At 54.9% G+C, this 13,988-nt stretch carries 11 protein-coding genes; 3 read left to right on the top strand and 8 right to left on the bottom strand.

Going from position 1 to position 13,988, the window contains the following annotated elements:
- The first annotated feature begins 192 nt into the window (after positions 1-192).
- Positions 193-1,662: a WS/DGAT/MGAT family O-acyltransferase gene (locus tag MRBBS_RS14945; RefSeq protein WP_014872402.1), complete on the top strand. Its 1,470-nt coding sequence runs from the start codon at positions 193-195 to the stop codon at positions 1,660-1,662.
- Here MRBBS_RS14945 and MRBBS_RS14950 read toward each other — a convergent pair.
- Together MRBBS_RS14950 and MRBBS_RS14955 are read right to left on the bottom strand one after the other, a co-directional pair.
- Positions 1,655-2,092 (bottom strand): RrF2 family transcriptional regulator, encoded by a 438-nt coding sequence (locus tag MRBBS_RS14950; protein ID WP_014872403.1) that lies wholly within the window; start codon positions 2,090-2,092, stop codon positions 1,655-1,657. The genes MRBBS_RS14945 and MRBBS_RS14950 overlap by 8 nt on opposite strands.
- Positions 2,093-2,121: 29 nt before the next feature.
- Positions 2,122-2,490 carry a YbaN family protein gene (locus MRBBS_RS14955; protein WP_041635328.1) on the bottom strand — a complete coding sequence of 123 codons (369 nt, stop codon included), beginning with the start codon at positions 2,488-2,490 and terminating at the stop codon, positions 2,122-2,124.
- A 328-nt stretch (positions 2,491-2,818) separates the two neighbouring features.
- On the opposite strand from MRBBS_RS14955, the gene moaA reads away from it, so the two are divergent.
- Complete coding sequence (gene moaA / locus MRBBS_RS14960; protein ID WP_014872405.1) at positions 2,819-3,811, top strand: GTP 3',8-cyclase MoaA; 993 nt, start codon at positions 2,819-2,821, stop codon at positions 3,809-3,811.
- Between the two features lie 407 nt (positions 3,812-4,218).
- Positions 4,219-5,952: a thiamine pyrophosphate-binding protein gene (locus MRBBS_RS14965; protein WP_041635661.1), complete on the top strand. Its 1,734-nt coding sequence runs from the start codon at positions 4,219-4,221 to the stop codon at positions 5,950-5,952.
- A gap of 45 nt (positions 5,953-5,997) precedes the next feature.
- On the opposite strand, the gene MRBBS_RS14970 is transcribed toward MRBBS_RS14965, so the two are convergent.
- The 6 genes from MRBBS_RS14970 to nosR form a co-directional block, all read right to left on the bottom strand.
- The gene (locus MRBBS_RS14970) at positions 5,998-6,555 is read right to left on the bottom strand and encodes a nitrous oxide reductase accessory protein NosL (RefSeq protein ID WP_014872407.1); all 558 of its coding nucleotides are present in this window, start codon (positions 6,553-6,555) and stop codon (positions 5,998-6,000) included.
- 65 nt (positions 6,556-6,620) lie between these two features.
- Positions 6,621-7,451, bottom strand: a complete 831-nt coding sequence (locus MRBBS_RS14975) for an ABC transporter permease (protein ID WP_041635329.1) — start codon at positions 7,449-7,451, stop codon at positions 6,621-6,623.
- Positions 7,448-8,380 (bottom strand): ABC transporter ATP-binding protein, encoded by a 933-nt coding sequence (locus MRBBS_RS14980; protein WP_014872408.1) that lies wholly within the window; start codon positions 8,378-8,380, stop codon positions 7,448-7,450. The genes MRBBS_RS14975 and MRBBS_RS14980 overlap by 4 nt, the downstream gene beginning before the upstream one ends.
- Complete coding sequence (locus tag MRBBS_RS14985) at positions 8,377-9,693, bottom strand: nitrous oxide reductase family maturation protein NosD (protein ID WP_014872409.1); 1,317 nt, start codon at positions 9,691-9,693, stop codon at positions 8,377-8,379. The genes MRBBS_RS14980 and MRBBS_RS14985 overlap by 4 nt, the downstream gene beginning before the upstream one ends.
- A 77-nt stretch (positions 9,694-9,770) precedes the next feature.
- The gene (gene nosZ / locus MRBBS_RS14990; protein WP_014872410.1) at positions 9,771-11,669 is read right to left on the bottom strand and encodes a TAT-dependent nitrous-oxide reductase; all 1,899 of its coding nucleotides are present in this window, start codon (positions 11,667-11,669) and stop codon (positions 9,771-9,773) included.
- A 93-nt stretch (positions 11,670-11,762) separates the two neighbouring features.
- Positions 11,763-13,928 (bottom strand): transcriptional regulator NosR, encoded by a 2,166-nt coding sequence (gene nosR, locus MRBBS_RS14995; protein ID WP_014872411.1) that lies wholly within the window; start codon positions 13,926-13,928, stop codon positions 11,763-11,765.
- Positions 13,929-13,988: the final 60 nt, after the last annotated feature.

Consider the following 13,988-nt stretch of genomic DNA (forward strand, 5'->3'; position numbering starts at 1 on the left):
AAATTGAAGCTGGATGACCGCAGCTACGCGAAAAACCACGGCAATCTGGGCTTCAGTTCTGTTGACAGTCTTGCCATTTCTGCAGAATTTTCTTGTGTCAGCATTCGTTTATCGTGACAGTACCTCATATACTGAAAGATTAGGGCTCTCTGCCTTTTTTCATGTTCCAGATACAGTAGGGGTGCGCACGGAATGAAACGCCTGGCAACATTGGATGCGTCTTGGCTAGCGGTCGAGTCTGACGATACACCCATGCACGTGGGCAACTTGCAGATTTTCAGCCTGCCCGACAACGCCCCTTCTACATTCACTGGCGACTTGGTCGAAAGCATGAAGCAAGCCGGTAATGTTGAGTTTCCCTGGGGCTGCAAGCTGGTATGGCCAAGCTTTTTGGGCCGCATTCTGGCGCCCGCCTGGAAGCACGACAAACAGATTGATCTGGATTATCACGTGCGCCACTCGGCCCTACCAAAACCCGGAGGTGAACGCGAACTGGGGGTACTGGTATCGCGCCTGCACTCCAACCCGCTGGATCTGTCGCGGCCGCTATGGGAATGCCACATGATCGAAGGGCTGGAACACAACCGTTTTGCCCTGTACACGAAGATGCATCACTGCATGATTGACGGCATCAGTGGTGTACGCCTGTTGCAAAGGGTGCTGAGCAAATCCCCCGACGAGCGTGACATGCTGCCACCCTGGTCAGTTCGCCCGGAAAGCCGGCGCGGCAAAAAGACCGACAGCGAAGCCAGCGTGCCGGGTGCTATATCCCAAGCGATGGAAGCTCTCAAACTGCAGTTGGGCTTAGCACCACGGCTGTGGCAGGCCAGCAATCGCCTGATTCGCTCGGTGCGCCATCCGGAAGACGGCCTGACCGCGCCCTTCACCGGCCCTGTTTCCAAGATCAATCATCGGGTTACCGGCCAGCGCCGCTTCGCCACTCAGCAATATCAGTTAGAAGATATGAAAGCCATGGCTCGCGCCTCGGGCAGCTCGATGAACGACATTGTGCTGTATTTGTGCGGCACTGCTTTGCGGCGTTTTCTGCTCGAACAGGACGATTTGCCTGACATATCATTAACAGCAGGCATACCCGTCAACATTCGCCCGGCGGATGATGAAGGCACCGGAACCCAGATCAGCTTCATGATTGCCTCCCTGGCGACCAACGAACCTGATCCGCTAACGCGCCTGAAACACATCAAAGAATCGTCGTGCAAAGCCAAAGAGCACTTGCAAAAATTGCCCAAGAAAGCGCTGACCCAATACACCATGATGCTGATGTCGCCCTACATACTGCAGCTGATGTCTGGCTTGGGCGGGCGCATGCGACCGGTATTTAACGTAACCATCTCCAACGTTCCGGGGCCCACCGAAGTTCTTTATTACGAAGGCGCCAAACTCGAAGCCATGTACCCGGTGTCGCTGATCACCCACGGCGGAGCACTGAACATTACATGCCTGAGCTATGCCGGATCATTGAACTTTGGTTTCACTGGTTGCCGCGACACCTTACCCAGCATGCAGAAGCTGGCCGTGTACACCGGGGAAGCATTGGAAGAACTCAGAATCCTGCTGTTACCGCCAAAGAAAAAACCCAGCCCACGCAAACCTAGAACGGCCGCGAAAAAGAAGTCCGCGGTGAAAAGCGACGCTAGCTGATCTGCAGCAGCCGCAGCAACTGCGATTGCTCTGGCTGGCGCGCCACATCGGCGAGGGTGTAAGTATCCAGGGTCGCTAAAAAAGCGTTCAGGGCTTCTTTTAATATCGATTGCAAACCGCAAACCGGGGTAATACAACACTGATTGTTCTCGGAAAAGCACTCAACCAGGTTGAAATCCGGCTCGGTATCGCGAACTAGCGCACCAATATTGATGGAGCTGGGCTGACGCCGCAGCCGCATGCCGCCGTTTTTGCCTCTCACTGTTTCTATGTAGCCCTTAATGTTGAGCTGATGCACCACCTTCATCAGGTGGTTTTTGGAAATATCATAGGCATCGGCTACGTCCTGAATGGTAACCAGACGGTCACCAGAAACAGCCAGGTAAACCAGCACTCGTAGCGAATAATCGGTGTAACGGGTGATGTGCATAAACAACTCCAGCTAGCGTGCATCTGACACTAATAAGTCGGACGGGTCAGCAAATAGCATGCAACAGCCACCAGCGTAATCCCCACTATCATCAAAACCAGCGGCGTCGTGCCGCCCCAGAACAAAAAACCCCAGCTTAGCGTCATCATCGAGCAGGCCAGCACTTTGGCGCTGGCCGGAATGGCTTGACGAGTGCGCCACTGAAAAATAATGGGGCCAAATTTAGAGTGGTTGTCTAACCAAAACGCAAAAGCCGGTGACCCCTTGCTGGCAAAAAAAGCAGCCAACAAGACAAAAGGGGTGGTCGGTAACACCGGAAGAACCACGCCGACAAACGCAAAGGCCATCGAAATATACGCAAGTATACGGTATCCGGTTTTTCGATAGTGACTGCTCATAGTACTGATCTCACAACGATTAAACCATGACTTAAGTATAGCGTTGATCCGTGAACCGGTCTGCCCAGACGGCTCAGACAATTGCGCTATTGACCCGAAACAGCATCTTTCCCATCGCTTTACCCTCGACTGTTTTCAAACATCTATATTATAGATATCTTTAAGACAAGCACGACTTTTTTCTGCCCTGCGAGTGATCTAAATGATGTGCACTCGAAAGTCAGGCAAAGCTACCCCACTGGGGGTATCGGATTTTACGCTCCGGTCTGCGATAATATGTGCTATACCTTTTAGATGACTTAAACTGGCTGACACGGGAACTGTGCCAATGTCCAACAATAAGCTGACGGATCGCTTCGGCCGTACTATCAATTATGTACGTTTATCAGTGACCGACCGCTGCGACTTTCGCTGTGTTTATTGCATGGCGGAAGACATGACCTTCCTGCCCCGCCAACAAGTGCTCACCCTGGAAGAAATCGCCAGGTTGGCCCATAACTTTGTGGAACTGGGCACAGAAAAAATACGCCTGACCGGCGGTGAGCCGCTGGTTCGAAAGGGCATCGTTGACCTAGTGGAAGAAATCGGCGGCTATGGCCTTCGTGATTTCGCCATGACCACCAACGGCAACCAGCTGTCCTCTATGGCAGAACCGCTGCGCAAAGCAGGGCTTCATCGCTTGAACATCAGTCTGGATTCGCTAGACGCTGAAAAATTTCGAAGCATTACCCGTACAGGCAAGCTGTCGCAGGTGCTTGATGGCATAGACGCCGCCTGCGAGGCCGGTTTCCGTGGCATTAAACTGAACACGGTGGTGATGAAAGGTCGTAACGATCAGGATGTGCCCGAACTGGTCGAATACGCCCGCCGCAAGCAGGTAGACATCACCTTTATTGAAGAAATGCCCCTGGGCGAGATTTCAGAACACGATCGCGGCGAAGCGCTTTGCACCAGCGACGAAGTGCGCGAGATCATTACCCGCCATCACGACCTGATTCCTGCCACCGCAGACTCCGGTGGCCCTGCGCGCTATTACCGCATGGCAGATAGCCCGACTCAGGTCGGCTTTATTTCACCCCATTCCCACAACTTCTGCTCCACGTGCAACCGGGTGCGGGTCACTGTGGAAGGCCGCCTTCTGCTGTGTTTGGGCAACGAACACTCCGTGGACCTGAAACGAGTGCTGCGCGCCAGCCCCGATTCTGACCAACACCTGCAAGATGCCATCATCCAGGCGATGGATCTGAAACCGGAAAAACACCACTTTTCCATCGACGGTGAGGTGCAGTTGCTGCGCTTTATGAACATGACCGGCGGCTAAGGCGGCCTAGGCCGCACGTCAAACACGCTTCAGGCACGCTGCCTGTAAATCAAAGCACCGTCAGAACCGAGGAACCCCGCAATAGCGGGGTTTTTTATTGCCTGGCGCCCGCCAACGTCGCTTATTTTTCACACAAATATTTGCAAGGCAGCCATGCTATTTTGATGTGATCTTCAATAAAACCGATCACAATACGCCATGAAACACGATCAAACCGATGTTGCCGTAATCGGTGCCGGCCTAGCCAATACTCCTAGCAAGTAATGAACGACCGAATTGCCGTGCGCGAACTGAAAGCATACAAACCAGAGCTGCGCAAAGCATTGCAGGAAAAATATGAGGGCAGCGGCCGCCCCAAGTGTTTTCAGTAATAAATGGCGACAGAACAAAAGCAGAAAGGCCAAAAAATGAAAAAAACAGGCGCCACCTTAGTAAGACACGCATTGGAACAATTGGGCATCCGCCACACTTTTGGCATACCGGGCGTTCATACCACTGAAATCTACGACGAACTGAACCGCTCCGAAACCGTGACACCCGTGCTCGTTACCCATGAATGCGGCGCCGCATTCATGGCCGACGCCGTCAGCCGCAGCGGCGCCGATATTGGCACCCTGCTGATTGTACCGGCTGCAGGCGTAACCCACGCCGCCAGCGGCATCGGCGAAGCTGGTATAGACGGCATACCCATGCTGATCATCTCCGGTGGCATACACTCCGCCAGCGGCCACCGCTACCAACTGCACGAAATGGACCAACATGCGTTACTGAAACCCATCACCAAACAAACCTGGCGCGTAACCAGCCACCGCGACATCATCCCCACGCTCTACCAGGCTTATAACACCGCTATCAGCGGCGAACCCGGCCCGGTATTTGTGGAAATACCCTACAACCTGAGCAACTTCCTGGGCGATGTGGACGACATGCCCGCCTATCAGAAGCCAGACGCCCACCCCCTGCCCGACCAGACCCAAATAGACGCTGCAGCGAAAGCCCTGGCCGCTGCGCGCCAGCCCGGAATTTTTGCCGGCTGGGGCGCGGTAGATGCACAATCGGCGCTGATCGAACTGGCCGAGCACCTTGGCGCACCGGTTGCCACTACATTGCAAGGCCTGAGCGCCTTCCCCGGTGACCACGCTCTGCATACCGGTATGGGCATGGGCAATTACGCAGTGCCAGCCGCCACCAATGCCTTTGCTCACATCGACTGCCTACTGGCTATCGGCACCCGTTTCGCAGAAATACCCACCGGCAGCTACGGTATAAAACCACCGAAAAACCTGATTCACTTGGACATAAACCCGCGAGTATTCAGCGCTAACTACCCTGCCAGCATAACCCTGGAAGGCGACGCCAAAAGCCTTCTTCCGGCGTTGCTCGCAGCCGTAAAGGCCCAAAAATCAGGAGCGGCAGACAGCACTGAATTGGCGAAACAAATTGCCGCAGACAAAGCCGCCTACCGCAAAGCATGGACGGATCACGACAGCGGTGACCGGGTAAACCCGGAACTGTTTTTCAGCCAGCTGAACCAACGCTTGGACGACAACGCCATTGTGGTAGCAGACGACGGCAACCATACGTTTCTGGTGGCCGAACTGATGCCCATACTGGGGCCAAGAAACTACATGTCCCCTAGCGACTTCAACGCCATGGGCTACTGCGTGCCCGGCGCTATCGGCGCCAAACTGGCCAATCCAAAGCGGCAGGTAGTTGGAATAGTCGGGGACGGCGCGTTATTGATGACAGGCATGGAACTGGTGACCGCAGTGCGCCAGCAAATCGGAGTGATGATCTTCGTATTCAACGATGGCGAACTGTCACAAATTGCACAGGCCCAACAAATCCCCTACAACCAGAAAACCTGCACCGTACTGGGCCTGGTGAATTACCAGGCGTTTGCCCAGGCCTGCGGGGCAGAATACGTTTCCATGGCGGGTAACGAGGACGTTGGTGATGCGCTGGACAACGCCCTGGCGCGCGCAGCAGCTGGGCATCCGGTGCTGGTGGATGTGCGCATCGACTACAGCAAACCCACCCGCTTTACCCAAGGCGTGGTAAAAACCAATCTAGCCAGAATGGCGACTCGTGACAAAGTACGAATTGTGGGAAGAGCGCTGTGGAGAAGAGTGCGGTCGTGAGCCGGCCAGCGCACTAACGTCGATGGCCGCTTGGTTGCGGTGCGATCAGTGCTCCATAGCTGCCGGGCTGGCAGCATTCAAATCAGACATTATGATGTCAGCGAACGCTTTTACCTGGCCACCAAATTGAGTGGCAAAGCCGTCGGCAGCCTTGCTGTCTGCAAACGACGCCAACGTCGGGCCCATGGCGCCCATCCGTTCGGAGCCAATCACGTAAAATGCCTTGCGGGCATCAATGAGCGCCGTATCCAGCGGGCTGTCCCATTCCGACTGCGCCATATCGTGAACGTATAGGGTGTGATCGCGTTTGATATTTTCCGGCTGTAACACCCACGAAAACATATCCCTTGTTGAACAGAACTTATGTACCTGCTGGTTTTTCTCGGTAATAACTTCGCCCTTCGGGCCGGGGAAGCCGGTGATGACCATGCCGCAAACGTGGCACTCTTCACCATCGTCGATGTGCACGGCTGCCGGCTTTTCCGTCGCAGCACTTTTCTGAGGATCGGAACAGCCTGCCAACGCCAGCAGGCTTATCAACAGAAGGCCCAGCCCCAGAATCGACTTCCTGATACACCAACGATTTCCGCTATCAATGCTCATTAACGACCACTCCGTTGTAGAAAAAAGCTCGGGCCACACCGAGACTCCGGCAAAGACGCTCGCGGCTAAATGCGGCGATTGCGAAATAGCGCCCAAGCCGCCGTTAGCGGTAGCACACACCAAAGCAGCAACGCCAACCAAAGCCCGCCCTGGCCGATGGGTAAATCACTACCCAGACTCAGCACACCACTGAGCTGACGACCCTCACCAAAGGCCAAAATATTCAACAAACGGTAGATGTCTGTCGGGTTCAGCATCAGCAACCAGGGCAGCAGTTCGGGGTTGAGTTTGCCTTCGCTGGCGACCAGTGAGCCCAGTAGCAGCAAGTCGAACACCAGCACAAAGAAGAACCAGATCGCCAAGGCCAGGCCCGCGGCCACTGGCTTCTCGCTCGCGCGCGCGCTCACCACATAAGCCAGGGCAATAAAGCTCCATCCCAACAAAATGGTAGAGCCAATAAATCGCAGCATCGCCAGTGCAAGGTCTGTGATGCCTACGTCTTCTACCAGCACCGCAATGGCGATACCCGCTACGCCAAAACCCAGAATCGTCGCAAACGCCAATGTCAGGCCGTGGCCCAGAAATTTGCCGAACAACAACTGACCGCGGCTAAGGGGATAGGTCATCAGGAGCAATAAAGTACCGCCCTCATCTTCGCCAACGATTGCATCGTAGGCCAGCAGCAAGGCAATCAGCGGAATCAGGAATATGCCCAGGCTGGCCAAACTGGCGATGGTCGCTGGGGTGGAGGCGTAGCCAATCTGACCAGAGGCAGCCGCACCAAACCAGGCGATGCCCACAGCCAGCACAGAAAACACAATAGCAATGGCCAGCAGCCAGCGGTTACGCAAGCTGTCGCTGAGCTCTTTACGAGCGATGGTCCACACGCTGTTCATTGCACACCTCCGCGGTGAGCCAGGCCACCGGAGCCAATAAAGTGCACGTAAATGTCTTCCAGGGTGGGCTGATGGATACCCACATCCGCCACCTCGCCGGAGGCCATCAGTGCTGTCAGCAGTGGCATTTTATCAGCCGGGCGTACGTCTACCTGCAAGCGGTTGCTGATATTTTTCATCACCGGTCTGGTGACGCCGTTGCACTTGCGAACGGCGTTTTCCAAGGAACCCAAAGAGCCCGTTGGCTCCAACATCAGCGTGACCGGCATATTAGCCTGGCGCCGCAGCGCTTCCAGATTGCCGCTGGCCCTTAAAGCGCCGTCGGTCAGAATCGCCGCGCGGTCGATGTAAGGCTCCACACCCGGCAACACGTGGGAACAAAGCACAATGCCGGTTCCGCTATCGCGCAAGATGCGCAGCAGCCGGTACAGATCGGCAGTCGCGACGGGGTCAAGCCCCACCGTGGGCTCGTCTAACATCAACAGCTTGGGCTTTCCCAATAACGCCTGAGCCAGGCCCAAACGTTGGCGCATGCCTTTCGAGTAGGTTTTCACCCGCGCGTCCATGGCATCGTCTAACCCAACCTGAGTCAGCAACTCTGGCACCTGGCGTAAGTCCGCGCTTTTCAGGCGGGCGAAGTGCGCCAGAATTTCACGGCCGGTCAGCTGTGGGTAGAACATGACATTTTCAGGCAAATAGCCAACGTGCCGGGTGACCTGTGAGTCGCCCGCGCTGCCATCCAGCACCGACAAAGAGCCCCCTACCGGCTGCATAAGACCAAGAATCAGCTTGATAGTGGTGGTTTTACCGGCGCCGTTATGGCCGAACAGACCTAGGATTTCCCCCGGCTCCAGGCGCAAATCCACACCCTGCAGCACGGTGGCTTTATCGTAACGGTAACTGACATTTTCAAGACGAAAACAGCTCATTGCGGCCCCGCAGAATTCGGGTTAGAAACAGCCGATGGAACACGTTCAGGCTCAGGTGGGTACATCAACGGATGAGAATCCTGAACCCCCGCGGCCTTGATCACCGGAAACGCACCCTGCACCCAGCGCAAGGTATCCACCGCCGGACTGAACATCAGCACCTTAACTTCCGGATAGGTCCATAGCAGACGATCGACGTTGTCATTAGGCTCGTAAGGAACGTCACCGGTGCCGTCCTGGTTACGGTCCCAACCCAGGTAGTCACTCCAGTAATTACCCACGCCGTCTTTCGACCACTCCTGGGTGCGGGTGGCCACATACTTCACTTGGCGCTGGTTATTCACGAAGGCATTGTTGAACATTGTGTTGTCCTCCGAGCCGGCGGTTAAGTGAATACCAATATTGCTGTTGGCAAACACGTTATCGGTAAAGGTGTTGTACAGAGAATTGTAAATAAACACGGCCTTGCCCTCGGCACCCAACATAGCCGCCCCGGCAAATTGCCCCTTCGACACACCGGTAACCACATTGCCCCGCAGCTCGGACTGGGTAATAAAATTCATCAAAATGCCGTAATTCTCATCGTTCTCGGACCGGTTATTCAGCACCGTCAGGCGCTTGCTCTGCATCAAGGCATAACCCGTGCGCGTGCCACGGGTAATGTTGTTTTCCAGCAGGTTGTCCATCGAATACATGTAGTGAATGCCATAACGCAAATCGGCCATGACATTATTGCGAATGCGGTTGTTGTTAGAGGTTTCAATATAAATCCCATCGCGGGTCTGACGAATGTCATTGCTTTCAATCAACGCGCCCTGAGTGTTGAACAAATGAATCCCGTTGCCCCGGTCATTGGAACGCATACTGGCATCGCCACGAATCACATTGCCAAGAACCGTCGCATCCGGTGCAGCATCCAGCCATACCCCAAACGCCGGACCCCGCAAGTTGTTGTCCGCAACCGTGACGCCGCGCGCCTCACGGGCCACAAAAATCCCCGCATCCAGCTCATTTAAATCCGAGCCCCAGTTACGCACCTTGCAGCCACTGAACGTAACGCCAGCAGCCAAAATATGCACCGCATTGCCCTCGCCGCCGCCATTAATCACCGTATCGGCATGGCAGCGAACCGTCACATCCGCCACCCGGATAACGATCGGTGAAACCTGTTCAGGTGGCAGCTCAAAAACCGCCCCCGGTCCCAAGACATCCAGCTGCTGCTGAATACCCGCCTGTGCGGTCATCGGTAGCAAAGCGACGGTCAGAGCCGCTGCTAAACCCAAAACATGCTGCATCAAATCAGTTCTCAACATGGCTAACACTCGCCAAAGTTGGGTATGACACTGGAAGAACCGGAGCCTTAGAAAAGGACTCCGGCCAAACCACTTAATCAGGCCTTTTCGACCAACATCCGCCCCGTCATCTCCATATGCAGAGCGTGACAGAACCAGTTGCAGTAGTACCAATGCACACCTGGCTTATCAGCCACGAAGGTCACTGACGACGTCTGCTGCGGGCTGATTTCCATGCTCACACCGTGGTTCACCACCGAAAAGCCGTGAGTAACGTCTTCAATAGTGTCCAGGTTGGTCACATACACCGTCACCTCGTCACCCTGCTTTACGGTGAACTCGGTTGTACCGTAAATAGGCGCCACCGACGTCATATAAACGCGCACTTTTTTGCCGTCGCGGATGATCTTGTTATCGCCTTCCAGCGTGATACCGTCTTTCTCGGCCTGGGCGCGGGCACTGGCGAAGTACGGATCGTCACGGGTATAGATTTTCTTGGTTTTGATCTGATCACGACGCACCATAATGCAATCGTGTGGTTCGGCGAAGGCCGGGCCATCGTGCACCAGCTTCATTTCATCGCCAGAAATATCGATCAGCTGATCGTTCTCCGGGTGCAAAGGCCCAACCGGCAGGAAACGGTCTTTCGAGAATTTGGATAACACCACCAGCCACTTACCATCGGCATCGCGGGATTCCGTCAACGACGCGTGGTTGTGGCCCGGCTGGTAGTGCACATCCAGCTTCTGGCGCAGGTAGTTTACGTCTTCACCGTTGTAATGCTTTATGGCGTCTGCAATGTTCCACTTCACAATCTGGCTGTCGATGAACAGCGTGGTGTAGGCGTTACCGCGGCCATCATACGTGGTATGAAGGGGCCCAAGGCCCAGCTCCGGTTCAGCGACAATCACGTCACGCAGCTCGATTTTGTCGTCAAACACATCGTCCAGTTTGTCGATAGCAATTACCGAACAGGTTGGCGACAGCTTGCCAGCAGCAATGAAGTACTTGCCATCCGGTGACGTGTTCACGCCGTGCGGATTCTTCGGCACTGGAATGTAGCGGGTCAACGGGGATTTGCTGCGGCCATCCACCACGGGCACTTTGGAATCGCCCAGGGTTTTGAAGTCGCCGTTTTTAACCGCTTGCTCGATGCGCTCAACGTTAAACACCACCACCCAGTCGCGGTCGTTGCGCATGGTGCCGGCAAGATCTTTCGCTTTCTCGGAGTTGTAGCAGGTAGAAGCCGCGTATTTACCGGTGTAATCGGCGTCGGTGTTGTCGAGGTTGCCGTCGACAATCACCTGCCAGGCCACTTCCATGGTTTCCGCATCCAGGGCGTTAAACATGGTGTAGCTGTTCTCCATCGAGAAATCGTTGCCATCGTTCGGGTGTGGAATCACATATTCTGCGTTGCAGAACACGTATTTTGTGTAAGGCACTTTCTGCAAGCGCAAACCGTGAATGGCCTGCACGTTCGGAATGTGGGTAATCTTGTCGCACTTCATGATGTCCAGACGGATACGGGCCACACGGGTGTTGGCTTTGTCGTTGATGAACAGATACTTGCCATCGTAACGGCCGTCGGTCATGGAGATGTGCGGGTGGTGACAGTCGCCGTTCAAAAACGTGTTGTCGTGGCCGAGTACGTCTTTGCTTTCGTTGGTCAGGCCCCAACCGGTTGCTGAATCCACGTTGAACACCGGAATACGCATCAACTCGCGCATAGACGGTATACCCATTACCCGTACTTCGCCCTGGTGACCACCGCTCCAGAAACCGTAGTACTCGTCCAGCTCGCCCGGGCCCACGTGAATGTTGTTACGTGCTTCTTTGGCGGCGGCTGCAAACGCTTCGCGGCTCATGACTGCGCCGCCAAGGCCGGCAACACCGGCCACACCGGCCGCCGCGGTGGCACCCAGAAAACGCCGGCGACTCAGGCCGAGGTGTTCCGTTTGCGCCAGTTCTTTATGATCTTGCTCATGATCTTTGCTCATAATGCTCAGCTCCGTTTCAGTTTTGGGGGTTGTGCTTTTTTCGTTATGGCACTGCTTTTTTGGCCGTTAAGGCTCTGATTTATTCAATGTCCGTCACTTCACTTCGACAACTGGAATCTGTTCCGGGCGCCCCGGCGAATTTTGGCCACGGCGCTTGCCGCGATGCTTCACAATCAACGGCGGGCACTTGTTGTCGTCGAAATAGGTCACCTGGCAGTCAAGGCAGTAGTGGCATTCCATGAAATTGATGGTGCCGTCCGGGTGAATGGCCTGTACCTCGCACTCTTTTTCGCACAGGCGGCAGGGTGTGCCACATTCCTTGCGGCGCTTGAGCCAGTCGAATACCCGCAGCTTGGTGGGCAGCGCCAGCGCGGCGCCCAGCGGGCACAGGTAGCGGCAATACACTTTGCGGGTAAACAGGTTGATCACCAGCAACACCACCGCGTAGAGCACAAACGGCCAGGAGCGAGCGAAATGCAGAGTGATAGACGTTTTGAAAGGTTCAATTTCCGCCAGCCTTTCTGCCATCGCCATGGATTCCAGCGACACTCCGAACAGCACCAACAGAATGATGTACTTGATGGCCCATAGGCGTTCGTGCACGGCAAACGGCACGTTGTACTGGGGTATTTTTAGCTTGCGGGCGATTTCATTCAGCAACTCTTGCAACGCACCAAACGGGCATAGCCAACCGCAGTAGACCGCGCGGCCCCAAAGCAACACAATGCCCGCCACTACTGCCCACAATATGAACATGATCGGGTCGATCAGAAACGTCTGCCAGCTAAAGCCAGACATGAAACTGTGCACAAACGTCAGCACGTTCACGATGGATAACTGACCCAGGGCGTACCAACCAATAAAGAAAAGGGTGTAGGTAAGAAAGCCGTGGCGAATCCAGCGGGTCAAATTGGGTCGCTTTACCAGCCAGTCCTGGAAGAACAGAACAAACAGCAGCACCAATATGCCCGCGCCCAGTACCACAATCTGGAATTGCTTCTGGTACCACACCTGAACCCACATAGGCTGGGTTTCCAGCCATTCGTCCTGGCTGACCACAACGTTCGCACGGGTGTAATACTGATCGGGTAATTGGTATTCCAGCGGAAACACCTGGAACTTGCTGTCCAGCGGGCCGGTCTGGCGCTTTACGGTCAGCTCGAGGGTCCAGGGCGTGCCCGGATCAAAGTTGTACTGTTGGCGGATAATGAAGATCGCCATTTCGGAAAAGTCCGGCATACCTTCGCTGTACACGTCGCTTAACCGATAGAAGTCGAGGTCGCGGAAGTTGAAGGTATCACCAAACTGGCGAATCTGAATGCGGTCGAAAATGCCGCCGCGCACATAGCCGGAGCCCTTGAACGAATAGGAGCCGCTGGCTACCACCGCAATGGCGTGCTCGCCTTCTTTTAGGATTGAATTCAGCCATTGGTACTGGTTTTCACCCAGCAGATTGCGACCAATGGTGGGGGCGTCCAGGTAGGCTGCGTACAGGTCTATCAATGCGTCTTCACGCTGATCGGGAGCGGCAGCTTCTACCCCTTCCGCGTCGCTGCCTTTAAATGAGTCATCCACTTGGCCACGGGTCAGCAGCAGGCGGCGAATGGAGCCATCATCCGTCAGTTGCTGCCAGCTGGCTTGCTGAAACGGCTCGTTATTAACCTCCGCAATGGGTGGTCGCTTTACGCCCGAATCTTCCACCAAGCCAAGTTCTACGCCGACTCTGTGGGCCGTACGCATGATGACTTCGTTCACCACCATCACCGTAACGGTCGCGCCGGACAGGCCGTCTACTGCCACTTTGCGCTCGTTCGTATTGCCGCCCACAGTAACCCGCTGATCAGCTTTCAGACCGGTGTACTGATCGGTAAAGTCGTGCAGTTTGTACTCGGGGATACCGACCAGCAAAATCGGCTCGGAGTGATGAATCACGCGGGTTTTAAGGATTTCGCCGTCGGTATTCATCAATACCTGAATGTTCAGGGGTTTGCCTGAATAGGCGGGCGTTTGCACAAAATCGAGGCTTTGGTAGGTGTAGCCCACCAGTTCTTCACCGGCGAAGAGCTCGCCAATGGCGCGATTGCTTTCGCGGAAGCGCACTTCGGTTACCTGGGGCAGTGTTTGCGTTATCACTTGGCGACCGGCAACCGGCTGGTATTGGTCAACGGGGTCGGCTTTTACATGGGTGACGCTTGCGAGCAGTGTCAGTACCAACGCCATTACAATCAGATTTACGGTATTGCTGAAACGGATACTCACAACATGTCCCCGCTGACAATAGGTACTGCATAGATTAGATTATTTAAAAGTAATTAAAAT

It is taken from the genome of Marinobacter sp. BSs20148 (genome assembly GCF_000283275.1).
In the GTDB taxonomy this organism is placed as follows: domain Bacteria; phylum Pseudomonadota; class Gammaproteobacteria; order Pseudomonadales; family Oleiphilaceae; genus Marinobacter; species Marinobacter psychrophilus.

What these genes read in the sequence shown, in the direction of transcription:
- MRBBS_RS14945 (WP_014872402.1), top strand. Translation starts at nt 193, where the DNA reads ATGAAACGCCTGGCAACATTGGATGCGTCTTGGCTAGCGGTCGAGTCT.
- MRBBS_RS14950 (WP_014872403.1), bottom strand. Translation starts at nt 2,092, where the DNA reads ATGCACATCACCCGTTACACCGATTATTCGCTACGAGTGCTGGTTTAC.
- MRBBS_RS14955 (WP_041635328.1), bottom strand. Translation starts at nt 2,490, where the DNA reads ATGAGCAGTCACTATCGAAAAACCGGATACCGTATACTTGCGTATATT.
- moaA (WP_014872405.1), top strand. Translation starts at nt 2,819, where the DNA reads ATGTCCAACAATAAGCTGACGGATCGCTTCGGCCGTACTATCAATTAT.
- MRBBS_RS14965 (WP_041635661.1), top strand. Translation starts at nt 4,219, where the DNA reads ATGAAAAAAACAGGCGCCACCTTAGTAAGACACGCATTGGAACAATTG.
- MRBBS_RS14970 (WP_014872407.1), bottom strand. Translation starts at nt 6,555, where the DNA reads ATGAGCATTGATAGCGGAAATCGTTGGTGTATCAGGAAGTCGATTCTG.
- MRBBS_RS14975 (WP_041635329.1), bottom strand. Translation starts at nt 7,451, where the DNA reads ATGAACAGCGTGTGGACCATCGCTCGTAAAGAGCTCAGCGACAGCTTG.
- MRBBS_RS14980 (WP_014872408.1), bottom strand. Translation starts at nt 8,380, where the DNA reads ATGAGCTGTTTTCGTCTTGAAAATGTCAGTTACCGTTACGATAAAGCC.
- MRBBS_RS14985 (WP_014872409.1), bottom strand. Translation starts at nt 9,693, where the DNA reads ATGTTGAGAACTGATTTGATGCAGCATGTTTTGGGTTTAGCAGCGGCT.
- nosZ (WP_014872410.1), bottom strand. Translation starts at nt 11,669, where the DNA reads ATGAGCAAAGATCATGAGCAAGATCATAAAGAACTGGCGCAAACGGAA.